The organism is Pseudomonas sp. GW531-T4 (assembly GCF_017349615.1).
Classification (GTDB): Bacteria; Pseudomonadota; Gammaproteobacteria; order Pseudomonadales; family Pseudomonadaceae; genus Aquipseudomonas; species Aquipseudomonas chlororaphis_I.
In genome coordinates this window covers 119,028-142,791 of record NZ_JACMZT010000005.1, presented here as the reverse complement: position 1 = coordinate 142,791, position 23,764 = coordinate 119,028, and the positions used below count along the sequence as shown (strand labels likewise).

Genomic DNA, 23,764 nt, shown 5'->3' with positions numbered 1-23,764 from the left:
GCCAATTCTCCCTTTCTCCCCACACTGTTCTTCTGACCGGCGGTCACACTAACGACTTGCGAAAATTTATTATGAGAATAATATTTTGATCGTAATATTCGGAGGCAACGATGAACGATAAAAAAGCTCAAACCCGCGAACGCATTCTCCAGGCCGCCAGCTCCGCGCTGGTGCAACGTGGCCCGGCCGAGCCGAGCGTGGGCGAAGTGATGGGCGCCGCGGGCCTGACGGTCGGTGGCTTCTACGCGCATTTCGAAAGCAAGGACGCGCTGATGCTGGAAGCGTTCAGCCAATTGCTGGCCCAGCGCCGGGGCCTGATCGCCGATATGGATGCGTCGTTGACCGGCGAAGAGCGGCGAGCGCTGGTGGCGGCGTTCTACCTGTCGCGCAAACACCGCGATTCCACCGAGCAGGCTTGCCCGATCCCCGCATCGGTCGGTGAGATGGGGCGCCTGCCGGATGATTTCCGAAGAGTCCTGAATGAACACATCGAGCTGATGCTGGCTCAGTTGGCGACCACGCCTGAAGACATCGACAAGGCCCTGGCCGACCTGGCCCTGATGGTGGGTGGCTTGTCCCTGGCCCGGGCGCTGGGAGCCGGTGAGCTGTCGGACCGTTTACTGCGCGCTGCCAAGTCGGCGGTGCTATGACCTGAGGCGCTGGCCTGAGGAGAGGAGCGATGAGCACGTTAAGTTGGGTTCGTGGCGTTAATGGCACCTTGGGCTGGGTTGCACCAACGCTGGTCGCCAGCAAGATGCGGCTGGCATTCATGACGCCGCGCGAGCGGCTGCCGCGTGACTGGGAGCTGCCGCTGCTGGCGCGTTCGGAGCGCATCACCCTGCGGTTCGGGCTCTCGGCATTGCGCTGGGGCCAGGGGCCGGCGGTGCTGCTGATGCATGGCTGGGAAGGGCGCCCGACGCAATTCGCCAGCCTGATCGATGCACTGGTGGGCGCCGGTTACAGCGTCGTGGCGCTGGATGGTCCCGCTCACGGACGTTCTCCCGGTCACGAGGCCAATGTGATGCTGTTTGCCCGGGCCATGCTCGAAGCCGCCGCGGAGTTGCCGCCGCTGCGCGCAGTCATCGGCCATTCCATGGGGGGCGCCAGCGCCATGCTGGCGGTGCAACTGGGCTTGCGTACCGAGACCCTGGTCAGCATCGCCGCCCCGGCGCGGATACTCGGTGTATTGCGCGGTTTCGCCCGTTATGTGCGCCTGCCGCCCAAAGCGCGCTCGGCCTTTATCCGCCAGGTGGAGCAGGATGTCGGCATGCGCGCCGCGGCCATGGATGTCGCGCACTACCAGTTGGATATGCCCGGGTTGATCGTGCATGCCGAAGACGACAACTTTGTCCCGGTCAAGGAATCCGATCTGATCCACGAGGCCTGGTTCGACAGCCGCTTGTTGCGCCTCAAGGAAGGTGGGCATCAGCGCGTATTGGCCGACCCACGTGTGATCGAGGGCGTGCTGACGCTGTTGGCCGGCCGCAGCCTGCAAGCGCGCCAATCCGCCTGAGCAATCCGTTACACTGCCCCGGTCGAATAATCTGACCGGGAGTGGGGCATGGGCTGGGATCTGGCAACGCCATTTATCATCGATCTGCAGGTGGGTGCCGAAGACATCGACGGCTTGGGGCATGCCAACAACGCGGTGTATGTCACCTGGCTCGAGCGTTGCGCCTGGCGTCATTCCCAGCGCCTGGGCCTGGACCTGAGCGAGTACCGCCGCCTGGATCGGGCCATGGCGGTGGTACGCCACGAGATCGACTACCTGGCGGCGGCCTATGAAGGCGACGAGCTGCAACTGGCGACCTGGATCGTCGATTGGGACCAGCGCCTGAAGATGTCGCGGCGCTTCCAGCTGGTGCGTCCGAGCGACGGCACCACCTTGCTGCGGGCCCAGACCACCTTTGTCTGCATCGAGCTGTCCAGCGGCAAGCCCAAGCGCATGCCGGCGGAATTTCTTGAAGGTTATGGGCCGGCGTTGCAAGGCGCGAGCTGAGCTTTCGGCATGGCTTCATCGCCGCCGGTGACCATCCACCTGTTGAAATACCTGCTCCCCGGCGAAACCCAGTAAACTGCCGCACGTTTTTTATCGCGTTTTACGTTGAGTGTGATTCATGCAAATTGCTTTGGCGCCCATGGAGGGGTTGGTCGATGACATCCTGCGGGATGTGCTGACCCGGGTCGGTGGTATCGACTGGTGCGTGACCGAGTTCATCCGGGTCAACGACCAGTTGCTTACGCCGGCCTATTTCCACAAGTTCGGCCCCGAGTTGTTGAATGGCGCGCGGACCGCGTCCGGCGTGCCGCTGCGGGTGCAACTGCTGGGTTCCGATCCGGTGTGCCTGGCGGAAAACGCCGCCCTGGCCTGCGAGCTCGGTTCCGAAGTCATCGACCTGAACTTCGGCTGCCCGGCCAAGACCGTCAACAAATCCCGGGGCGGGGCGGTGCTGCTCAAGGAGCCGGAGCTGCTCAACCAGATCGTCGAGCATGTGCGGCGTGCCGTGCCTGCGCATATCCCGGTGACCGCCAAGATGCGCCTCGGCTTCGACAGCCCGGATGGCTCGCTGGTGTGCGCCACGGCGTTGGCCGAAGGTGGCGCGGAACATATCGTGGTGCATGCGCGGACCAAGGTCGACGGCTACAAGCCGCCGGCGCACTGGGAGTGGATTCCACGGGTGCAGGACGTAGTCAAGGTGCCGGTGTTCGCCAACGGCGATATCTGGAGCGTCGAAGACTGGCGCCGCTGCCGGGAAATCAGCGGCGTCGAAGACATCATGCTCGGTCGTGGCCTGGTGTCGCGTCCGGACCTGGCCAAACAGATCGCCGCCGCACGTGCCGGCGAGGAAGTCGTTGAGATGACCTGGGCCGAGCTGATGCCGCTGATCCAGGACTTCTGGTTGCAAGCCAAGGCACAGATGACCGCTCGCCAATCGCCGGGTCGCCTGAAGCAATGGCTGGCGATGCTGACCCGCAATTATCCCGAGGCGGTGGAGCTGTTTACCGTCCTGCGCCGTGAAACCGAGCCGGATCAAGTCTCGCGTTTGCTCGGCTTGCCAGTGGCCGAGGCGGCCTGAAAAAAATCTGCAAAAAGTCTCTTGAAATGCAATCGGCGGTCCCTATCTAAGGGTTACGCGATGCCGAATTCGGGTCGCGGAGACAAAAAAACTTGCTGATTGTTTTCAGGAGATTTGAACCATGAGTACTGCATTTTCCCTCGCGCCACTGTTCCGTTCCTCGGTGGGTTTCGACCGTTTCAACGACCTGTTCGAAACCGCCCTGCGCAATGAGCCAGGCAGCACCTATCCGCCCTACAACGTCGAAAAGCACGGTGACGACCAGTACCGCATCGTCGTGGCCGCCGCCGGTTTCCAGGAAGAAGACCTGGAGCTGCAAGTCGAGAAGGGCGTGCTGACCATCAGTGGCGGCAAGCGTGACGCGAACGAAGGCGTCACCTTCCTGCACCAGGGCATCGCCCAGCGTGCGTTCAAGCTGTCCTTCCGCCTGGCCGATCACATCGAGATCAAGGCCGCCGGCCTGAGCAACGGTCTGTTGAGCATCGACCTGTTGCGGGTGATCCCGGAAGAAGCGAAAGCCAAGCGCATCCCGATCAACGGGACGCAGAAGCCAGCCCTGCAGCATTGATCCCTGCGCCGCCACACCAGCGTGTGATCAAGCGCTGAGTCGCTGAAAAAGGCCCCGACCAGTCGGGGCCTTTTTTATGCCCGGGAAAATCATCGTTCGCCTTTGCCGCGTAGTGGCGCTTTCTCTACAATCCGCCGCAGTTTTGCCGACCCCCATTCCTCACCGGTCGGCCTGGAGCCTTTTTCATGGACGAGATACAACAGCGCTGGCTGTGGAGCCTCTCTGCGCCGATGGTTGCGCTCAACCCTCGCGCCGGATACGACAACCCCGCGTTCTACCCCAGCCCGGAATCCATCGACCTGCAAGGCAGTTGGGGCATCAGTGACCGACGGCAGTTGCTGGGCATGCTGGAAAAGATGACTGACAACGGTCATGCCACCCACCTCGACGACGCGTATCGCGCCTGGCAGCGTTATCTGCCGAGCGAATGGCAGGCCCTGCTCGAGACGCTCGAACCCCGTGAACGCATCCTGCACCAGTTCGCCAGCCGTACCTTTGGTGCTTGTGGCCCGGGTGGGATCCTGGCCTGGGATTACGGGCGCATGGGGTTTCTCTTGCGTTGCGGTGTGCGCAACCAGTGGATCGATCTGGCCGAGAGCCTGTGGTTGCACGGCCGGCTGGCGGTCAGGGCGCAATACCACTACGGCAGTTGGTTCGCTTATTTCAATGGATTCCTCGCTGGCCGCGCGTTCTGGGGGTGCCAGGGCAATAGCGATGACGAACTGGCTTACGAGCTGGATCGACAGGGGGAGAACCCCCTCAGCCAGATGATTGCCCGCGGGCTCGCTGAAAACATGGCGGATTGTCTGGCGGACTTGCCTTGGCACCTGGATCTCGACTTGCCGCAGCGTCCGGCGTCGCTAGAGGAGTTCGACTGGTCATGAGTTGCTGGATAAAGCTGGGCATCGACCCTACCACCGATGAAACGCTGATTCGCAATGCCTATCGGGCCCGTCTGCCGGAGCATCACCCGGAGACCGATCCGGAAGGGTTCCAGGCGCTGCGCCAGGCCTACGAAAGTGCTCTGCGGCTGGTGCGTGACAACGAGCAGGAGCTTGAGGCGTCGCAGGAGAGCGAGCCTGCGCCTGCGCAAGCCATCCTCGATTTTGATGCGCTGCTGAATGATCCGGCTCGCCGCTTCGATCCCGATGCCTGGCAGGCTTTTATCAAGGCGCTGGATCAACTGCCGCTCGGCCTGCTCGATGACTTGCGCTGGGAGTTGTTCCAGCGGACGGCCAACGCCGGGCCGCTTTCCTACCGTTGCGCGGGCCTGCTGGCCCAGCGCATGGGCTGGGAGCATCAGTTGCTGGAGCTGGGTTTCGATCAGGCCCGGCATGTCGAGGACTATCTGAACCGGATCAAGGCCCCGGACCCATTCGATACGGCGCTGATGGGGAGTTGGTCGGAACCGGCGCAGACCGAAAGCCTGTGGTTCGCGCGCAGTCTCGACTTCATCTTCGACCGGCGACCGCTCCACGAGTACGAAGACTTCGCCAGCCAACACACCTGCCTGCCGTTACCGAACGATGCAGTGTTCATCAAGCGCCTGCTGGTGCAATTCACCCAGGCCGGCATCGGTGGCCAGGGGCTGCTGCAGTTGTGCATCGAGCAGCAGCGCGAAGCGCCGGATGATGTGGACTGGCTGTACCTGTTGGCGTGCCAGAACAGCCTGCTGGGGCTGGACGATCAGGCGTTGCCTTGCTGGGTCCGGCTGTGGCAGGAGCATCGTCATCCCAAGGCCGAGAGCCAATTGCTGGCGCTGTGCGCCAAACGTCAGCCGGACTTTTTGCCGCTGCTGATTCAGGCCTTTGATCGTCTGGAGAACTTCAGCGACTGGTCCACCGATCTCGCCCACGTCACCCAGGAATACGGCAGCCCGTCACAACGTCCCGAGACGCTGATCCGTTGGCTCGGCGTTGGCCGGCTCGAGCTGCAGGGGTTGGCGCAGGCCTTTATCGATTGGCGGATGAGTGGTGACGAGTTGCCCTTGCTGGCGCAGTTGCTTGGCCAGAACACCGATACCCGGTTGTTGCGCCTGTACCGGCATGCCTGGGCCTTGCACCGTGGCGCAGCAGAGCTGTTACAACAGGTGCTGGACGAACCGCAGCCGCTGGATGCCCTCGAAGCCCTGGTGCTGAGCGGGTTCAAGGACCAGGCCGGGCAGCACTTGCGCTGGTTGAACCAGGCGCCGATTCCGTTGGCGATGAAGACCTTCATCGATGAGGGGGCTGCTTCGGTGCAACTGGCCGATGCGCTGACAACCGGTGAGCCGCACCAGATCTGCCGTTTGTGGCTGCGCCGATTGCGCCCTTACGGTCATGCCGCCCTGGAGCGTATCGCCGAGTCTTTCGAATTGAGCGATACCGATGCCGCGAGCGATCTGTCGGAACTGAACCTGCTGCTGCAACTGAGCCAGCGCGGCGTCGTGTTGCCGCCACCAGGGACGGGCGAGGCGCTCTGGCACTGGTACACCCATACGCTGTTCCTGATGGTATTGCTGGAGCAGCCGGAACGCTGGTGGCAATTGATCGACTCGCAGTGTCTGGCGCGTCTGGCGCTCAATCCGTCCCATCCGCTCAGCCGGCTGCAGCCGCAGCTTGCCCAGTTGCAGCGCGAACAGGGCGACCTGAGCGCTTTGCTCGGCTGGCTGCAATTGGACGATCCGCTGCATGCCTTGCTCGACCGGCAGTTGCTTGGCGTCCAGGAAGCGCTCGACAGTGTGCGGTTGTTGAGCAATGAGCGCCTGTTTGCATGCCTGCGCGGTGACCTGCCGGCCTTCGCGGACGATTTGCTCGGGCGCATGCTCTTGAGTGGCGTGCTGTATCACGACCCGGTGATCGATGCGCAGCAGCGTCGATACCTGCTCGACCGGATTACCGAAATCACCAACCCCCAGGACTGGTTCGACGGCTTCCGCCACGGCCTGATCAAGGGCGAGCCGCCACGGCCGCCGCATCAGACGCTGGCCGAAGACGAAGGGATCGACAGCGAGGCCTTTTACCTGGCCCTCGATGTGCTCAAGGGGCTGGTGCGTTATGGCAGTGCCGGTGTGCCTCGGCAGAAAGTGCTGCTGCGCATGCAGCGGGCCAAGGACAACCCGGAACACGGACTCGGCCTGCGCTTTGCCTTCAGCGCGCTGCTGTCCTGGAGCGAGCGTCTGCTGCTGGCCAAGGGCGACAGCCGTCCGACGCCGGCCACGGCTTTCTGGCGACTGGGTACACGGCTGGGGCGTGGAGCGTTCTTCTGGCAGGTGCTGGGCGCTGTGCTGGTCACGCCGCTGGCCGCGTTATTCAGCGGCACATCGCTGTCCGCGATCGTTGTGTCGTTGCTGGGCACTGTGTTTTTGCTCGGGGCGATGCTGCGCCGTCTGCATGACATAGGCCGTGGCATCCCGACCTTGCTGGTGCTGGGCGGTCTGTCGGTGTTCTTTCCATTCCTGGCGCTGATTCTGTTCGCCTTTCCTGGCGACAAACTGCCCAACCGCTATGGCGTACCGCCGGACAGCGCTGCTGAAGACGCGCTGCCTGGCGGTTTGCAGGCCTGCTTGCGGCGGCTCGACGGCTAGAGGCGCAGTTGATCCAGCGCCTTGTTCAGCTGGGTTCGATGGCTGGCAATCTCCGTCGGTTGCTGGCCGCCGAGCACGGCGGTGAAGGTGCCCAGCCAGTCGGCGATCTGTTCGCGCTCGTCGCCCAGGCTTTGCGCCCACGCCCGTTCCAGCCGTGCCAGCAGCGTGCGGTTGGGCAGGGCGTCGCGAGGATGGATTTTCAGCGCGGTCAGCCGCTCATGGCTGGCCTGCCGGGATTGCGCATCGAGCCCGGTGGGGCTGCGGTCGATGCTGTGGCTATGGCGTTCGCCGCTGGCCAGCAGGGTGACGTCGACTTCGAGCAGGCCATTGATGTCATAGCTGAAGCGTACGTCCAGGGACTGGATCTGTTCGCTGGGCGTCAGGGGCACGTCGAAGGAATCAATGAAAATATTGTCCCGCACCCAGGGCCGCTCGCCCTGATACACCGCAATGCGGATAAACGCCTGGTGCGGGTGCGTGGTGTAGAACTGCTGCACCCGTGACGTCGGGATCACCGTATTGCGTTCGATGATCGGCGAAAAGGCTCCACTGACCTGTTCGCCGCGACTGGTCGAAATCCCCAGGGTGTAGGGGCAGACGTCGGTCAGGATCAGTTCCTCGATGGCCCCGTCCCGGGCCTTGCAGGCGGCCTGGGTGGCGGCGCCCAGCGCGACAATCGTATCCGGATCGAGGTGGCGGTAAGGCAGGCGCCCAAAGAGCGTGGCGACCATTTGCTGCACCGCCGGCATCCGGGTGGCGCCGCCCACCAGCACCAGGCTGTCGAGGTCACGGGGCTTTAGGCGGGCATCGCGCAGGGCCTGCTCGATGGGTGCTCGCAAGCGGGCCAGCAGCGGCTCCCAGATCTTCAGCGCCAGCGCTTCGTCCAGGGTCCATTCATATGACCGGTCCCCATGACGCCAACTGAGTGACTGAGTGCCGTCGGCGAGTTTGCACTTGAGCTGCTCCAGGGCGTCACCCAGGCTGGCCATGCCCTGCGCGTCGATCTGCGCCGGGGTGAGTTGCCAGTCCTTGAGGCAGGCCTGCAACAAGGCCTCGGTAAAGTCTTCGCCGCCCAGGAAGTTGTCGCCCGTGGAGGCGTGCACTTCAATCAGCGGCAGTGCGTATTCCAGCACCGTGACATCGAAGGTGCCGCCGCCCAGGTCGAAGATCAGCGTGCGTTCGAACTTCTGTTCATGCAGCCCGTAGGCCATGGCGGCCGCGGTCGGTTCGTTGATCAGCCGCGACACCGTCAGGCCCGCCAGTTCGGCGGCGAATAGAGTGCGCTTGCGTTGTTCGTCGCTGAAGTAGGCCGGCACCGAAATCACCGCTTCCTGCACCGGATGGCCGAGAAAGGCTTCGGCATCCTGTTTGAGCGAGCCGATCACCAGCGCCGAGAGTTCTTCCGGGCTGAACGACCGGCCGCCCAGTTCGAGGCGCTTGTCGCTGCCCATGAAGCGCTTGAAGGTGGCGACCGTGCGTTCCGGGTGGGTTGTCAGGCGGGCCCGCGCGGCTTTGCCCACCAGGATGCTGTCGTCTTCATCGAGGCTGACCACCGACGGGGTGAGGACATCGCCGAGGGCGTTGGGGATCAACTGGGCGCGGCCGTCCTGCCAGACGGCGATCAGGCTGTTGGTGGTGCCAAGGTCAATGCCCAGCAGGGCCGGGCGGGGGAGGGTTGCATCCTGCATGATCGATCTCGTGGGGCGTCACAAAAAACGCGACCCTACAGGTTGCGCCAGACACTGGCAATTGCTGTCCCGTTGATCTGTCAGGCTGGTGATTGTGTCGTCGTCCGTTCAGGCCAGCAGGGCTTTCAAGCCCTCCAGCGGCAGCGGTCGACTGTGCAGGTAACCCTGATACAGATGGCACCCCAGGCCTTGCAGGAACTCGAGCTGCTCCGCGGTTTCCACGCCTTCGGCGATCACATTCAAGTCCAGGCTGCGGGCCATGGCGACGATGGCGCGAACGATCTCCGCGTCGTTGGGGTCGTGGGTCGCATCGCGGACGAAGGACTGGTCGATCTTCAGCGCATCCACCGGCAAGCGCTTGAGGTAGGTCAGCGACGAATAACCGGTGCCGAAGTCGTCCATGGCGAAACTCACGCCGAGTTTTTTCAGGCGCCGCATCTTGCTGATGGTGTCTTCCAGGTTCTGGATCACGATGCCTTCGGTGATTTCCAGCTTCAGCAGCGAAGACGGCAGTTGGTATTGGCTCAGGCTGCGCTCTATGCGCTCGACGAAGTCGTTCTGGCGGAACTGCCGCGGGCTGATGTTCACGCACAGGCTGAAATCGAACGGGTCCACCAGACCTTCGGCGATCAGCTGGCTGAAGGCCTGGCAGGCTTCGTCGAGAATCCAGGTGCCGACCTCGAGGATCAGGCCGCTGTCTTCCAGGACCTTGATGAACTCGGTGGGCGATTGCGCCCCCAGTTCGGGGTGGTGCCAGCGCACCAGGGCTTCGGCGCCGACGATGCGGTTGTCGCGGGCGTCGACCTGGGGCTGGAAGTGCAGGCTGAACTCGCCCCGGGACAGGGCCAGGCGCAGGTCGGTTTCCATGCGCAGGCGCTCGCTGGCGGCTTTCTGCATGGTGTTGTGGAACATCTGGGTGGTGTTGCGCCCGGAGTCCTTGGCCCGGTACAGCGCGATATCGGCGCGCTTGAGCAGGTCGGTGGGGGTCGAGCCGTGGTCGGGAATCAGGGCCACGCCTATGCTCGGGGTCACCTGCAGGCGCTGGCCGTCGAGGAACATCGGCTCGGACAGCAGTTCGCGCAGGGTATCGGCCAGCTCCCGTACCTGCTCGCTGACTTCGCTGCGGCTGCCCTCCAGGCCGCTGAGCAGGACCACGAACTCGTCGCCGCCCAGGCGCGCCACCGTGTCTTCCATGCGCACGCTGGCCTCGAGCCGCGCGGTGACGATCTTCAGCACGGTGTCGCCCACCGGATGGCCGAGGGAGTCGTTGATGTGCTTGAAATGGTCCAGGTCGAGAAACAGCAGGGCGCCGCGCAGGTTGTGTCGCTTGAGCAGGGCGATCTGCTGGCTCAGGCGATCCATCAGTAGCGCGCGGTTGGGCAGGTTGGTCAGCGGGTCGTGGTAGGCCAGGTGGCGAATCTGTGCCTGGGCATTTTTCAGCAGGCTGACATCCCGCGCGGTGAGCAGCAGGCAGGCGGTTTCGTTGAGGGTGATGGGCTCGACCGAGACCTCGACCGTCAGGATCTCTCCGCGCTTGTTGCGGCCGAGCATTTCCAGGTGATTGACCCGACCTTTGAGCTGTAGCTCGGCAAGCAGGATCGAACGCTGTTTTTCCTCGGCCCAGATGCCGACCTGATACACGGTGCGGCCGATCACTTCCTCGGCGCGGTAACCGGTCAGCCGGCAGAAGCCGTCGTTGACCTCCAGGTAGCGCCCGGTGTCGCGCTCGGTGATGGTGATGGCGTCGGGGCTGGAGTGGAACGCCTTGGCGAACTTCTCTTCGCTGGCCTTGAGCGCGGCCTCGGAGCGTTGTTGCTGGGTGATGTCGCGCAGCGTGGTGACAATGCAGGGTTGTTTGTCGACGGTGATCTGCCGGCTGGAAATGATGCAGGTCAGGGGTTGCCCGTCCTTGTGCCGGACCAGCACCGCGACGTTGTTCAGCGCCTGTTCGCGGATCACCTGCTCGACCCGTTGCAGGCGCTGCGCGGAATCGTCCCAGAGACCGATTTCGTCGGCGCTGCGGTTGAGCACTTCGTCGACGGTCCAGCCGAAGGTCTGGGTGAAGCTGGAGTTGATCTCGATGAACTGTCCGGTTTCCTGGAGCGTGACGCAGATCGGGTCCGGGCTGACCTGGAACAGGCTGGCGAACTTCTCCTCGGACGTCACCAGGCGTTGCTCGCGCTCGACCTGTTCGGTGATGTCCAGCAAGGTCCCGGCCATGCGCAGCGGGTTGCCTTGCTCATCGCGGTAGAGGCGGGCACGGCTTTCCAGAAAGCGTGACGAGCCATCGGCCAGCTGTACGCGGTAGGTCAACTGATAATTGCCGGCCGGGCCTTCGCGCAGGCTGCGGTAGGCATCGCGCATGCTGTTGCGCTCTTCGTCGGGCACACCCTCGAAAAACGCATCGAACGACTCGTGGAACGGCATCGGCTCCAGGCCATGCAGCTGTGCGGCGCGGGCCGAGCCGTAGAGCATGCCGCTGGGAATGTGCCAGTCCCAGGTGCCGAGCTGGGCCGAGTCCAGCGCCAGGTCGAGGCGCTCCTGGCTGTCCTTGAGGGCCTGTTCGGCGCGCTTGCGTTCGCTGGTGTCGAGAAAGGTGCTGAGCAGGTAGGCCTGGCCTTCCAGCTCGACTTTCTGGGCGCTGAGGATGCCGTCGTGAATCTGCCCGTTGCTGGCGCGCAGTTGCACCTCGAGGGTGGCGGCCTGGCCGCGCTTCTGCACCGCCTTGACCATTTGCGCGCGTTGTTCCGGGTCGACCCACAGGCCCAGTTCGAGGGTGGTGCGGCCGATGACGTGCTGCAGCGGCCAGCCGAAGAGGATTTCGAAGTACTGGTTGGCCTCGCTGATCAGGCCATCTTCCAGGCGGGTCAGCAGCACCATGTTCGGGCACAGGTGAAACAGCGTGGCAAAGCGTTTTTCCGAGCTGCTGAGGGCCTGTTCCCGCTGGCGTTGGTGGGTGATTTCGCGAATCACTCCGATCATCCGCGGCTTGCCGTGCTTGTCCGGCAGCACGCTGCCATTGATTTCCAGCCAGTGCAGGCTGCCGTCGGGCCAGCGGATGCGGTGATGCATCGCCTGCTCCAGCGGCGCGCCGGCCAGCACCGAATGGAAGGCGCGAATGGTTTTGGCGCGATCTTCCTCGGGCAGCAGGTCGAGGTATTCCAGGTCTTTGGGCAGCGGCTGGCGCGGATCGAAGCCAAACAGCGCCTGGGTGCCCCGCGACCAGCTGATTTGCCCGCTTTCGATGTCCCAGTACCAGGCACCCAGCCGTGCGCCATTGAGGGCGGCAAGCAACTGCGGAGCGCTCTCCCAGCTTTGCTCCGACTGCTTGGGGTCGAGCGCGTGAATGCGCGGCATGGGCGGTAGACGGTCAGCGGGTTTGGGCATGAGCAGCGGGCCTTGGGCTGATAAGAGCGTTAGGCGCGGGTTCAGGCAATCAAGGAGGTGGCATAAGTCATGCCGGGACGCTTACGCCTTGGTCCCTGGCCAATCGACTTGTGCATCCAGTAAGGCCATGAAAGCCCGCGCAGCATTCGACAGCGTCCGTTCGGTATGCAGGATATAGCCTAGCTGGCGAGTGAGCTGTATGCCCGGTAAAGGAATGCGCGCCACCTGCTCATCGAGCATGGTGCGGGGCAAGACGCTCCAGGCCAGGCCGATGGACACCATCATCTTGATGGTTTCCAGGTAGTTAGTGCTCATGGCGATGTTCGGGGTCAGGCCCTGGGCCTCGAACAGGCGCTGGACAATATGGTGGGTAAAGGTGTTGCCACCGGGAAATACCGCCGGATGCAGGGCAACATCGGCCAGGCTGACCGTGCCGTTGCTCACCAGCGGATGCTCGGGGGCGGCGACGAAGTCCAGCGGGTCGTTCCACACCGGCGTGGCCTTGACCAGCGCATGGGGCTCGGGGGCCAGGGTGATCACCGCCAGTTCGGCGCGACCGTGGAGGATCTCTTCGTAGGCCACTTCCGAGTCGAGAAACTGGATGTCCAGGGCCACTTCCGGGTAACGCCGGGTAAAGGCGCGCAGCAGGGGCGGTAAGCGGTGCAGGCCGATATGGTGGCTGGTCGCCAGGGTCAGGCGACCGGTGACTTCGCCGGTCAGGTTGGTCAGCGCCCGGCGGGTGTCGTCCAGCACGTTGAGGATCTGATAGGCCCGCGGCAGTAGGGCGCGTCCGGCCTCGGTCAGGCCCACTTCGCGGCCCAGGCGATCGAACAGCCGCACATTGAGCTGTTGCTCAAGGCCGGCGATGCGCTTGCTGATGGCCGGCTGGGTCAGGTGCAGGCGTTCACCGGCTCCGGAGAAGCTGCCGGTTTCGGCAATCGCGATAAAGGCATTGAGGTTGGCCAGGTCCATGGTCGCATTCCAGTTGGTTATCCAAAGTATAAAAAATATGAATTTGAGTTATTTAATGTAACGCCATAGCATCAGCCTCACAAGCCAAGGGGTTATTGACCGGTGTCAGAGACCCGCGGCATAGAAAATGATGAGGAACCGTCTGATGGCCGGCAAAACGCTCTACGACAAGCTCTGGGATTCGCATTTGGTCAAGCAGCGCGACGATGGCTCGGCGCTGATCTATATCGATCGTCACATCATCCACGAAGTGACTTCGCCGCAAGCCTTCGAAGGCCTGCGTCTGGCCGGGCGCAAGCCTTGGCGCATCGATGCCAACATCGCGACCCCGGACCACAACGTACCGACCACGCCGGAGCGCAAGGGCGGCATCAGCGCCATCGCCGATCAGGTCTCGCGTTTGCAGGTTCAGACCCTCGATGACAACTGTGACGAATACGGCATCGTCGAATTCAAGATGAACGACGTGCGCCAGGGCATCGTTCACGTCATCGGCCCGGAGCAGGGCGCGACCTTGCCCGGCATGACCGTGGTCTGCGGCGACTCCCATACCTCGACCCACGGTGCCTTTGGCGCCCTGGCCCACGGTATCGGCACCTCCGAGGTCGAGCACGTGCTCGCCACCCAGTGCCTGGTCGCCAAGAAAATGAAAAACATGCTGGTGCGGGTCGAGGGCAAGTTGCCATTTGGCGTGACCGCCAAGGACATCGTCCTGGCCGTGATCGGCAAGATCGGCACGGCCGGCGGTAACGGCCATGCCATCGAGTTCGCCGGCAGCGCGATTCGCGACCTGTCCGTCGAAGGCCGCATGACCATCTGCAACATGTCCATCGAAGCCGGCGCCCGCGTGGGCCTGGTGGCGGCGGACGAAAAGACCGTGGAATACGTCAAGGGTCGTCCATTCGCACCCAAGGGCGCGGAATGGGACCTCGCCGTCGAAGCCTGGAAAGACCTGGTCTCCGACGCCGACGCCAAGTTCGACACTGTGGTCGAGCTGGATGCCGCACAGATCAAGCCGCAAGTCAGCTGGGGCACTTCGCCCGAGATGGTGCTGGCCGTCGATCAGAACGTGCCGGACCCGGCCAAGGAAATGGACCTGGTCAAGCGCGACTCCATCGTCCGTGCCTTGAAATACATGGGTTTGACCGCCAATCAGGCGATTACTGACATTCAGCTGGACCGGGTATTCATCGGTTCCTGCACCAACTCGCGGATCGAAGACCTGCGTGCCGCGGCCGTCATCGCCAAGGGCCGCAAGGTGGCCTCGACCATCAAGCAGGCCATCGTGGTCCCGGGTTCGGGTCTGGTGAAGGCCCAGGCGGAGTCGGAAGGCCTGGACAAGATCTTCCTCGAAGCTGGCTTCGAATGGCGCGAGCCGGGCTGCTCGATGTGCCTGGCGATGAACCCGGACCGTTTGGAGTCCGGCGAGCATTGCGCCTCGACTTCGAACCGCAACTTCGAAGGTCGTCAGGGCGCCGGTGGGCGTACTCACCTGGTCAGCCCGGCCATGGCCGCGGCCGCCGCCGTCAACGGTCGTTTCGTCGACGTCCGTGAATTGATCTAAGGAGCGCAGCATGAAAGCTTTCACCCAGCACACCGGTCTTGTCGCGCCTTTGGATCGTGCCAACGTCGACACCGATCAGATCATTCCCAAGCAGTTCCTCAAGTCGATCAAGCGCACCGGCTTCGGCCCGAACCTGTTCGACGAGTGGCGTTACCTGGATGTCGGCCAGCCGTACCAGGACAACTCCAAGCGTCCGCTGAACAAGGACTTCGTGCTCAACGCCGAGCGTTACCAGGGCGCCAGCGTGTTGCTGGCCCGGGAAAACTTCGGTTGCGGCTCCAGCCGTGAGCACGCCCCTTGGGCGTTGGAAGAATATGGTTTTCGCAGCATCATCGCGCCGAGCTACGCCGACATCTTCTTCAACAACAGCTTCAAGAACGGCTTGCTGCCGATCATCCTCAGCGAGGCTGAAGTCGATGAACTGTTCCAGCAGGTCGAGGCCGAGCCGGGCTACCAGCTGCAGATCGATCTGCAGGCCCAGACCGTGACCCGTCCCGATGGCAAGGTGTTGAAATTCGAGATCGATGCGTTCCGCAAGCATTGCCTGCTCAACGGCCTGGACGATATCGGCCTGACCTTGCAGGATGGCGACGCGATTGCCGCTTTCGAGGCCAAGCATCGGGCCAGCCAGCCGTGGTTGTTTCGCGACGCCTGATCGGCGTTAAAGTGACGCAGTGATCGCGAGCAAGCTCGCTCCGGCAGGAAAGGACACACAGCCTGTAGGAGCGAGCTTTTTGCTCGCCGGAACCGCCAAAAAAAGCCATGACGGGTTTGATATTCGGGCCAGCGCTTCGTTCTCTACGAGTGAGCGGATGCCGCGGGCCAGGCAACAGTATTTTTCCGGGCGTGCCGACCAGCACACCGACAGAGCAAATGAGGAAAGCATGAGCAAGCAGATTCTGATTCTCCCAGGTGACGGTATCGGCCCGGAAATCATGGCCGAGGCGGTCAAGGTGCTGGAGCTGGCCAACGCCAAGTACAGCCTGGGCTTCGAGCTGAGCCACGACGTGATCGGTGGCGCGGCCATCGACAAGCACGGCGTGCCGCTGGCCGACGAGACCCTGGATCGTGCGCGGGCAGCCGATGCGGTCCTGCTGGGCGCCGTGGGCGGTCCGAAATGGGACAAGATCGAGCGTGATATCCGCCCTGAGCGTGGTCTGCTGAAGATCCGCGCACAGTTGGGCCTGTTCGGCAACCTGCGTCCGGCAATCCTTTATCCGCAACTGGCCGATGCTTCCAGCCTCAAGCCGGAAATCGTCTCCGGCCTGGACATCCTTATCGTCCGCGAGCTGACCGGCGGTATCTACTTCGGCGCGCCACGCGGCACCCGCGAACTGGACAACGGCGAGCGTCAGTCCTACGACACCCTGCCGTACAGCGAGAGTGAAATCCGCCGCATCGCCCGTGTCGGCTTCGACATGGCCCGTGTACGCGGCAAGAAGCTCTGCTCGGTGGACAAGGCCAACGTCCTGGCGTCCAGCCAGCTGTGGCGCGAAGTGGTCGAGCAGGTGGCCAAGGATTACCCGGATGTCGAGCTGAGCCACATGTACGTCGACAACGCCGCCATGCAACTGGTGCGTGCGCCGAAGCAGTTCGACGTGATCGTCACCGACAACATGTTCGGCGACATTCTTTCCGACGAAGCGTCGATGCTCACCGGTTCCATCGGCATGCTGCCGTCGGCGTCGCTGGATGCCAACAACAAGGGCATGTACGAGCCATGCCACGGTTCGGCGCCGGACATCGCCGGGCAGGGCATCGCCAACCCGCTGGCGACCATTCTGTCGGTGTCGATGATGCTGCGTTACAGCTTCAACCTGAACGACGCGGCGGATGCCATCGAGCAGGCCGTGAGCCTGGTACTGGACCAGGGATTGCGCACTGGCGACATCTGGTCGGCCGGTTGCACCAAGGTAGGTACGCAGGAAATGGGCGATGCAGTAGTCGCCGCGCTGCGGAATCTGTAATCTTTCGGGCCCACCGCTCAGACGGTGGCCCACTTTTGTATAGGTGTAGTTGCGATGAAACGTGTAGGTCTGATCGGTTGGCGCGGTATGGTCGGTTCCGTGCTCATGCAGCGGATGCTGGAAGAGCAAGACTTCGATCTTATCGAGCCGGTGTTTTTCACCACTTCCAATGTCGGTGGCCAAGGCCCGTCCGTGGGCAAGGACATTGCTCCGCTCAAGGACGCTTACAGCATTGAAGAGCTGAAGACCCTCGACGTGATTCTGACCTGCCAGGGCGGCGACTACACCAGCGAAGTCTTCCCCAAGCTGCGCGAAGCCGGCTGGCAGGGCTACTGGATCGATGCCGCTTCCAGCCTGCGCATGCAGGATGACGCGGTGATCATCCTCGACCCGGTGAACCGCAAGGTCATCGACCAGCAGCTGGATTCCGGCACCAAGAACTACATCGGCGGCAACTGCACCGTCAGCCTGATGCTGATGGGCCTGGGCGGCCTGTTCGAAGCCGGTCTGGTGGAATGGATGAGCGCCATGACCTACCAGGCGGCGTCCGGTGCCGGCGCGCAGAACATGCGTGAACTGATCAAGCAGATGGGCGCGACCCACGCCGCCGTGGCGGATGACCTGGCCAGCCCGGCCAGCGCCATCCTTGACATCGACCGCAAGGTCGCCGAAGCCATGCGCAGCGATGCCTACCCGACCGAGAACTTCGGCGTACCGCTGGCCGGCAGCCTGATCCCGTGGATCGACAAGGAACTGCCGAACGGCCAGAGCCGCGAAGAGTGGAAGGCCCAGGCCGAGACCAACAAGATCCTCGGTCGCTTCAAGAGCCCGATCCCGGTCGACGGCATCTGCGTGCGCATCGGCGCCATGCGCTGCCACAGCCAGGCGCTGACCATCAAGCTGAACAAGGACGTGCCGATCGCCGATATCGAAGGGTTGATCAGCCAGCACAACCCTTGGGTCAAGCTGGTACCGAACCAGCGCGATATCAGCATGCAGGAGCTGAGCCCGACCAAGGTTACCGGCACCCTGAACATCCCGGTGGGCCGTCTGCGCAAGCTGAACATGGGCTCGCAGTTCCTCGGTGCGTTCACCGTCGGCGACCAGCTGCTGTGGGGCGCCGCCGAACCGCTGCGCCGCATGCTGCGGATCCTGCTCGAGCGTTGATCCTCTGATGCGTTGAAAGAGCCCGCTCCTTGCAAGAGGCGCGGGCTTTTTTATGTCGGAGCCGCTGCTGATTACTGGCTATGAGCATGTTTGCGAAAAGTCTGATGTGTCAGGTCTGATAAATTGCCTCGCCCCCAAGCGCCGGGTAAAGTGCCGCTCCCCCCGTTTCGCCAGAGGTAGCACCATGAACCAGTCCTTCGATATCGCCGTGATCGGTGCCACCGGTACTGTCGGCGAAACCCTCGTCCAGATTCTCGAAGAGCGCGATTTTCCGATCGCCAACCTGCACCTGCTGGCCAGCAGTGAGTCGGCGGGGCATTCGGTGCCGTTTCGTGGAAAAAATGTGCGGGTGCGCGAGGTCGACGAGTTCGATTTCAGCAAGGTACAGCTGGCGTTTTTCGCTGCCGGCCCGGCGGTGACCCTGAGCTTCGCCCCGCGGGCCACGGCGGCCAATTGCGCGGTGATCGACCTGTCGGGCGCATTGCCTTCGGCCCAGGCGCCGAATCTGGTGCCGGAAGCCAACGAGCGCGTGCTGGCTGGCCTGAAGAAGCCCGTTCAACTGAGCAGCCCCAGCGCCGCGGCCACGTCGCTGGCGGTAGTCCTGGCGCCCTTGCAGGCATTGTTCGAGATACAGCGGGTCAACCTGACCGCCAGCCTGGCGGTGTCCACCCAGGGCCGCGAAGCGGTAACCGAACTGGCACGGCAGACCGCCGAACTGCTCAATGCGCGCCCATTGGAGCCACGCTTCTTCGACCGGCAGATGGCCTTCAACCTGTTGGCGCAGGTCGGCACGCCCGACGAGCACGGTCACACCCTGTTGGAAAAACGCCTGGTCCGGGAGTTGCGCGAGGTGCTGGCGCAGCCTTTATTAAAGATTTCTGTCACTTGTGTTCAAGCCCCGGTGTTTTTTGGCGATAGCTATAGCGTGACTCTGCAGTCAGCCACGGCGATCGACCTGGACGCGGTCAATGCCGCGCTTGAAGCGGCGCCCGGCATCGAGCTGGTCGAGGCGGGCGACTACCCGACCGCGGTGGGCGATGCGGTCGGGCAGGATGTGGTCTACGTTGGTCGGATGCGCGGGGGGATCGACGACCCGGCGGAACTTAATCTCTGGCTGACGTCAGATAACGTACGCAAAGGGGCTGCGCTCAACGCGGTGCAGCTGGCTGAGTTGTTGATAAAAGACCTTCTGTAAAAGATACTTGGCAACAATTTGCAGAATGATTCTAGCTGGGCGCTATGCTTGGCTGGTTGCTGGAGGTGAGCTGTCGTCGCGCTCTTCCAAGGCATGCAGACATAATCGCGCGAAGCGGCCCTTCAGGCCGCACGCAATGCCTTACGGCAGCGCTACAACACCTTCTCGCTGGCCGAGGAATGTTCAAACAAAGGATGAGGCTATGGTTCAAGTTCGCAAACTGGTGTTAGCAATAGCGGCCGCGTCGGCGCTGTCCTCCGGTATGGCGCAGGCGCTTGGGCTCGGGGAGCTGACCCTGAAGTCGACTCTGAACCAGCCACTGGTCGCAGAAATCGAGTTGCTGGACGTCAAGGATCTCACCGCCGCCGAGGTGGTGCCGAGCCTGGCCTCGCCTGAAGATTTTGCCAAGGCGGGCGTCGATCGCCAGGCCTTTCTCAATGACCTGAGCTTTACCCCGGTGCTCAATGCCAACGGCAAGAGCGTGCTGCGGGTTACTTCGAGCCAGCCGCTCTCCGAGCCGATGGTCAAGTTCCTGGTGCAGGTGATGTGGCCCAATGGCCGTCTGCTGCGCGACTACAGCGTCCTGCTCGATCCGTCCAAGTTTTCCCCGCAAACCGCTGAGGCGGCCGCGCAATCCGCGGCGCAGGCTCCAGCGGTTGCCGCGCCGGTCACCGGTGCCAACAAACCTGCCCAATACACCACCTCGGCCCGCGACACCCTCTGGGAAATCGCAGCCAAGGCCCGTAATGGCGGTTCGGTCCAGCAAACCATGCTGGCCATCCAGGCGCTGAATCCGGATGCCTTTATCGACGGCAACATCAACCGGCTGAAAACCGGGCAGGTATTGCGCCTGCCCGATGCCGTGCAGAGCACCAGCCTGCCGCAGCCACAAGCGATCGCCGAGGTCGCCGCGCAGAATACGGCGTGGCGTCAGGGGCGTCGCCTGGCACCACGCGGCGCTCAGCAGCAACTGGACGGCACTCGGCGCGCTGGTGCGGACAAGGCGCCTGCACAAGGCGCGGTCAAGGATAATCTGAGCCTGGTGTCTGCCGAATCGGGCAAGGCGCGGGGCAAGGGTGCGGCTGGCGATAGCCAGGCGCTGAGCAACAAGCTGGCAGTGACTCAGGAAAGCCTCGATGCGGCCCGTCGCGATAATGCCGAGCTGAAAAGCCGCATGACGGATCTGCAGAGCCAGCTGGACAAGCTGCAACGCCTGATCGAATTGAAGAACGACCAGTTGGCCAAATTGCAGGCGGAAGGGGCGGGTGCCGTGGCGCCAGCACAACCGACCGCGGCCATGCCGGCGCAACTGGCCGAGCAGCCGGCGACCCCGGCAGCGCCAGTGACCGATCCTGCGGCAGCTGCGGGCGAGGCCCCGGCTGAAGCGGCCCAGGCGCAAGCGCCGGCGTCCGATGAAGGCAAATTCAATGACTTGCTGACCAACCCGATCCTCTTGGGGCTGGCGGGTGGCGGGGCAATCTTGGTGCTGTTGTTGCTGCTGTTGCTGGCTCGTCGCCGCAAGGCTCAACTGGAAGCAGAAAAACACCTGCGCATGGCGCGTGCCCTGTCCGAAGAGGCTGAGCTGTCCAAGGACCTGGATCTGCCGGAAAGCAGCTTCGAAGGCCTTGAAGTTCCACCGCCGAGCGTCAAGCTGGCTCCAGCTCCAGCTCCAGCTCCAGCTCCAGCTCCAGCTCCAGCCGTGGCGCCTATGGTGACCGCGGCGCCGGTGGCTGCTGCGGTCGAGCATCCGGTCGATGTGCTGGATCAGGCCCAGTCCCATATCGATGGCGGTCGCCTGAACCAGGCGGCGGCGATCCTGGAGGAGGCCGTCAAGCTGGAGCCACAGCGTAGCGAGTTGCGTTTGAAGCTGATGGAAGTCTATGGCCATCAGGGCGATCGCAGCGCTTTTGTGGCCCAGGAACGTCAGTTGGTGGCCAATGGCAAGAACCACGCTGAAGTCGAGCAACTGAAAAGCCGTTTCCCGGCAATGGCTGCGGTGGCGGCTGCAGGTCTCGGCGCGGCTGCTGCAGCGGCGGCGCTGGATGCTCAATACGTCAAGGAGCTGTTGCTCGACGAGCCACAGGAGCCTGCGTCGGCAGCGGCTGTCGATGACCTGGATACCGATTTCGATCTGAGCCTGGACGATCTGGAGGCGGCCTCTCCAGCGGCACCGGCTGCTCCTGCTGCTTCGACTCAAGCTGAGCCCGAGCTGGACGACTTCCCGCTGGATGACGACCTGAGTTTCGAGTCGGTGCTGCAGCAGCAAACCGAAGCCAAGGAAAGCCTGGACGACCTGTCGGATTTCGACCTGGATCTGGGTGAGGACCTGCCTGCTGCGGCGCAAGCCGATGAGGATTTCCTTCTCAGCCTGGATGACGACCTGAAGGATCTGCCGGCTGCCGAAGTGCCGACGGTGACTGAAGCTGCGCTCGACGATCTTGAACTGCCTGCGGACTTCGACTTGTCCCTGGCGGACGAGATGGATGCCCAGCCCGCTGCCAAGGATGCTTTCGCGTCCGAGCTGGACGATGTCAACGCCGAGCTGGATCGCTTGTCGCAAAGCCTTGAGCAGCCGGAATTGGCCGAGCCGACCTTTACCGCGGAAGACGCCGCGGGCAGTGCTGACGAAGGGGATTTCGATTTCCTTTCCGGCGCCGACGAAGTGGCGACCAAGCTCGATCTGGCCCAGGCCTACATCGACATGGGCGATAACGATGGCGCGCGGGACATTCTCGGCGAAGTCATCAGCGAAGGTAACGACGGTCAGAAAAGCGAAGCCAAGGAAATGCTCGCGCGTCTGGTCTGAGTCAGCGGTAGCAGCAAAAAAACGGCAGCCATCGAGGCTGCCGTTTTTGTTTCCGGGTCAATGACAGTGCTTGTGCTGTCAGGCCAACAGGTCTTCGTAGAAGGCGCCGAACGGCCGGGCAGGGTGGGCGATCTGGATTTCCAGAATCCACAGGCCGACATTGGGGCATGCCTCGAAGTTGCCCAGGTCGCCCGCTCGATAAATGGCATGGGGGAAGTCGCTGACCCGGTGGCCCTTGATCTCCAGATTCAGCACCCAGCCCATGGCGCTCGCCTGTTCTTCGGCATAGCGATACAGGGCGGGGCCGGCCACCTTGTGCTCGCTCCAGTGATCGCGGACCCGTTCGAACAGGGTTTGGGCTGCCGCGGCGCAGGCTTGCATCTCGGGATCGTTGCCGGTGACGAAGGTCGCGCCGCAATCGCCTTCGTGGCGGTCCCAGACCACCCCCAGGTCGATAAAGAAGATGTCATTGTCACCCAGTGCCGGATCGCCTTCGGAGCGTTGCTTGAAGGTCTTCAGGGTGTTTGCGCCAAAACGCACCAGCGCCGGGTGCCAGATCCTGTCCATGCCCAGCTCTGCAAGCACCTCCAGCCCCAGCGCGCGAGCCTGGGACTCGAGCATGCCTGGCTGGATGCGTGCGGCTATCTGGGTGATGGCTTCCCAGGTCTTGTGCTTGGCGTGAAGCATGCCTTGCAGGGTATAGGCGAGGCCCACGGCCTCCTTGTTGATGGCGGTCATTGGTCAGGTCCCGGTCGAGTGGATTTATGCTTATCGCTATATATTTGTCTATATAGCGTTGGTCCCGGTTTTCACGCAATCCTGTTTATGCCCGCCGGCGCATAATCGGCAAACCTCAACTAAAAGCGGGCCGCGCATGGCGTCTGTCTGCGCGCGCCTTATAATGGCCGCCTTTGCGCATATCAGCAGGCTGTAAGTTCTTGGCAAATATAGATAACGCGGCCGCCGAAATGGCGGCCGCAGGCTTTTTCAGAATCGCGTTGGGTGTCGAATACAAGGGCTCGCGTTATCGCGGCTGGCAGCGTCAGGCTTCCGGTGTCCCGAGTGTCCAGGAAACCCTCGAAAAGGCGCTGTCCCGGGTGGCGGATTCGCCGGTGCTGCTGTCTTGCGCCGGGCGTACCGACGCCGGCGTGCACGCCTGCGGGCAAGTGGTGCACTTCGATACCCAGGCCGAGCGTTCGATGAAGGCGTGGGTGATGGGGGCCAATATCAACCTGCCCCACGACATCAGTGTGAGCTGGGCCAAGGTCATGCCGGCGCATTTTCATGCGCGGTTCAAGGCAATTGCCCGCCGCTATCGCTACGTGATCTACAACGACCAGATCCGTCCGGCGCACCTGAACGAGGAGATCACCTGGAACCACCGCCCGCTGGATGTCGAGCGGATGGCCGAAGCCGCCCAGCATCTGGTGGGCACCCACGATTTCAGTGCGTTCCGCGCCGGGCAATGCCAGGCCAAGTCGCCGATCAAGGAAATCCACCATCTGCGGGTCACCCGCCACGGCAAGATGATTGTCCTGGATATCCGCGCCAGCGCGTTCCTGCATCACATGGTGCGCAATATCACCGGGGTGCTGATGACCATCGGCGCGGGCGAGCGTCCGGTCGAGTGGGCCAGGGAAGTGCTGGAGAGCCGGATTCGCCGCACGGGCGGGGTGACGGCGCATCCTTTCGGACTGTATCTGGTGCAGGTCGAGTACCACGATGAGTTCGAGTTGCCCGAGCGATACATCGGGCCACATTTCCTCACCGGCTTCTCGGAACTTGACGGCTGACGCCCGGAAAAGCAT

General features: G+C 63.0%; 18 protein-coding genes. 14 read left to right on the top strand and 4 right to left on the bottom strand.

The window, feature by feature from the left end; genetic code table 11:
• Positions 1-110: 110 nt before the first annotated feature.
• The 7 genes from J4D28_RS05925 (at position 111) to J4D28_RS05895 (ending at position 7,210) form a co-directional block, all read left to right on the top strand.
• The gene (locus tag J4D28_RS05925) at positions 111-650 is read left to right on the top strand and encodes a TetR/AcrR family transcriptional regulator (protein ID WP_009048089.1); all 540 of its coding nucleotides are present in this window, start codon (positions 111-113) and stop codon (positions 648-650) included.
• A gap of 29 nt (positions 651-679) precedes the next feature.
• Positions 680-1,513: an alpha/beta fold hydrolase gene (locus tag J4D28_RS05920; RefSeq protein WP_038631269.1), complete on the top strand. Its 834-nt coding sequence runs from the start codon at positions 680-682 to the stop codon at positions 1,511-1,513.
• A 48-nt stretch (positions 1,514-1,561) separates the two neighbouring features.
• A complete protein-coding gene (locus J4D28_RS05915) occupies positions 1,562-1,999 on the top strand; it encodes a thioesterase family protein (RefSeq protein WP_009048091.1) in 438 nt (145 codons plus the stop codon).
• Between the two features lie 118 nt (positions 2,000-2,117).
• Positions 2,118-3,077, top strand: coding sequence for a tRNA-dihydrouridine synthase (locus J4D28_RS05910; RefSeq protein WP_009048092.1), 960 nt, complete (start codon positions 2,118-2,120; stop codon positions 3,075-3,077).
• A gap of 121 nt (positions 3,078-3,198) precedes the next feature.
• Positions 3,199-3,645, top strand: coding sequence for an Hsp20 family protein (locus J4D28_RS05905; RefSeq protein WP_007922004.1), 447 nt, complete (start codon positions 3,199-3,201; stop codon positions 3,643-3,645).
• Positions 3,646-3,830: 185 nt separating this feature from the next.
• A complete protein-coding gene (locus J4D28_RS05900; protein ID WP_009048093.1) occupies positions 3,831-4,529 on the top strand; it encodes a DUF1266 domain-containing protein in 699 nt (232 codons plus the stop codon).
• On the top strand, positions 4,526-7,210 hold the full coding sequence (locus tag J4D28_RS05895) for a DUF805 domain-containing protein (RefSeq protein ID WP_009048094.1): 2,685 nt from the start codon (positions 4,526-4,528) through the stop codon (positions 7,208-7,210). The genes J4D28_RS05900 and J4D28_RS05895 overlap by 4 nt, the downstream gene beginning before the upstream one ends.
• On the opposite strand, the gene J4D28_RS05890 is transcribed toward J4D28_RS05895, so the two are convergent.
• The 3 genes from J4D28_RS05890 to J4D28_RS05880 form a co-directional block, all read right to left on the bottom strand.
• The gene (locus tag J4D28_RS05890; protein ID WP_103330842.1) at positions 7,207-8,898 is read right to left on the bottom strand and encodes a molecular chaperone HscC; all 1,692 of its coding nucleotides are present in this window, start codon (positions 8,896-8,898) and stop codon (positions 7,207-7,209) included. The two genes, J4D28_RS05895 and J4D28_RS05890, sit on opposite strands and share 4 nt — an antisense overlap.
• 108 nt (positions 8,899-9,006) lie before the next feature.
• Positions 9,007-12,285: an EAL domain-containing protein gene (locus J4D28_RS05885; protein ID WP_103330841.1), complete on the bottom strand. Its 3,279-nt coding sequence runs from the start codon at positions 12,283-12,285 to the stop codon at positions 9,007-9,009.
• Positions 12,286-12,366: 81 nt separating this feature from the next.
• Entirely contained in the window at positions 12,367-13,257 is an 891-nt protein-coding gene (locus J4D28_RS05880; protein ID WP_009048097.1) for a LysR family transcriptional regulator, read from the bottom strand.
• A gap of 145 nt (positions 13,258-13,402) precedes the next feature.
• Here J4D28_RS05880 and leuC point away from each other — a divergent pair, with 145 nt between their 5' ends.
• The 6 genes from leuC to J4D28_RS05850 all read left to right on the top strand — a co-directional run bounded on the left by leuC (position 13,403) and on the right by J4D28_RS05850 (position 21,956).
• Positions 13,403-14,821: a 3-isopropylmalate dehydratase large subunit gene (gene leuC, locus J4D28_RS05875; protein WP_009043027.1), complete on the top strand. Its 1,419-nt coding sequence runs from the start codon at positions 13,403-13,405 to the stop codon at positions 14,819-14,821.
• 10 nt (positions 14,822-14,831) lie between these two features.
• Complete coding sequence (gene leuD, locus J4D28_RS05870; protein ID WP_016704914.1) at positions 14,832-15,476, top strand: 3-isopropylmalate dehydratase small subunit; 645 nt, start codon at positions 14,832-14,834, stop codon at positions 15,474-15,476.
• A gap of 229 nt (positions 15,477-15,705) precedes the next feature.
• Complete coding sequence (gene leuB / locus J4D28_RS05865; RefSeq protein ID WP_009048099.1) at positions 15,706-16,788, top strand: 3-isopropylmalate dehydrogenase; 1,083 nt, start codon at positions 15,706-15,708, stop codon at positions 16,786-16,788.
• 54 nt (positions 16,789-16,842) lie between these two features.
• The gene (gene asd, locus J4D28_RS05860; protein WP_041988497.1) at positions 16,843-17,955 is read left to right on the top strand and encodes an aspartate-semialdehyde dehydrogenase; all 1,113 of its coding nucleotides are present in this window, start codon (positions 16,843-16,845) and stop codon (positions 17,953-17,955) included.
• Positions 17,956-18,139: 184 nt separating this feature from the next.
• Positions 18,140-19,150, top strand: a complete 1,011-nt coding sequence (locus J4D28_RS05855; protein WP_016704913.1) for an aspartate-semialdehyde dehydrogenase — start codon at positions 18,140-18,142, stop codon at positions 19,148-19,150.
• Positions 19,151-19,352: 202 nt separating this feature from the next.
• Positions 19,353-21,956: a FimV/HubP family polar landmark protein gene (locus J4D28_RS05850; protein ID WP_103330840.1), complete on the top strand. Its 2,604-nt coding sequence runs from the start codon at positions 19,353-19,355 to the stop codon at positions 21,954-21,956.
• 78 nt (positions 21,957-22,034) lie between these two features.
• On the opposite strand, the gene J4D28_RS05845 is transcribed toward J4D28_RS05850, so the two are convergent.
• On the bottom strand, positions 22,035-22,694 hold the full coding sequence (locus J4D28_RS05845; protein WP_009048102.1) for a M24 family metallopeptidase: 660 nt from the start codon (positions 22,692-22,694) through the stop codon (positions 22,035-22,037).
• Positions 22,695-22,924: 230 nt separating this feature from the next.
• Here J4D28_RS05845 and truA point away from each other — a divergent pair, with 230 nt between their 5' ends.
• Entirely contained in the window at positions 22,925-23,749 is an 825-nt protein-coding gene (gene truA / locus J4D28_RS05840) for a tRNA pseudouridine(38-40) synthase TruA (RefSeq protein ID WP_009048103.1), read from the top strand.
• The last annotated feature ends 15 nt before the right edge of the window (positions 23,750-23,764 follow it).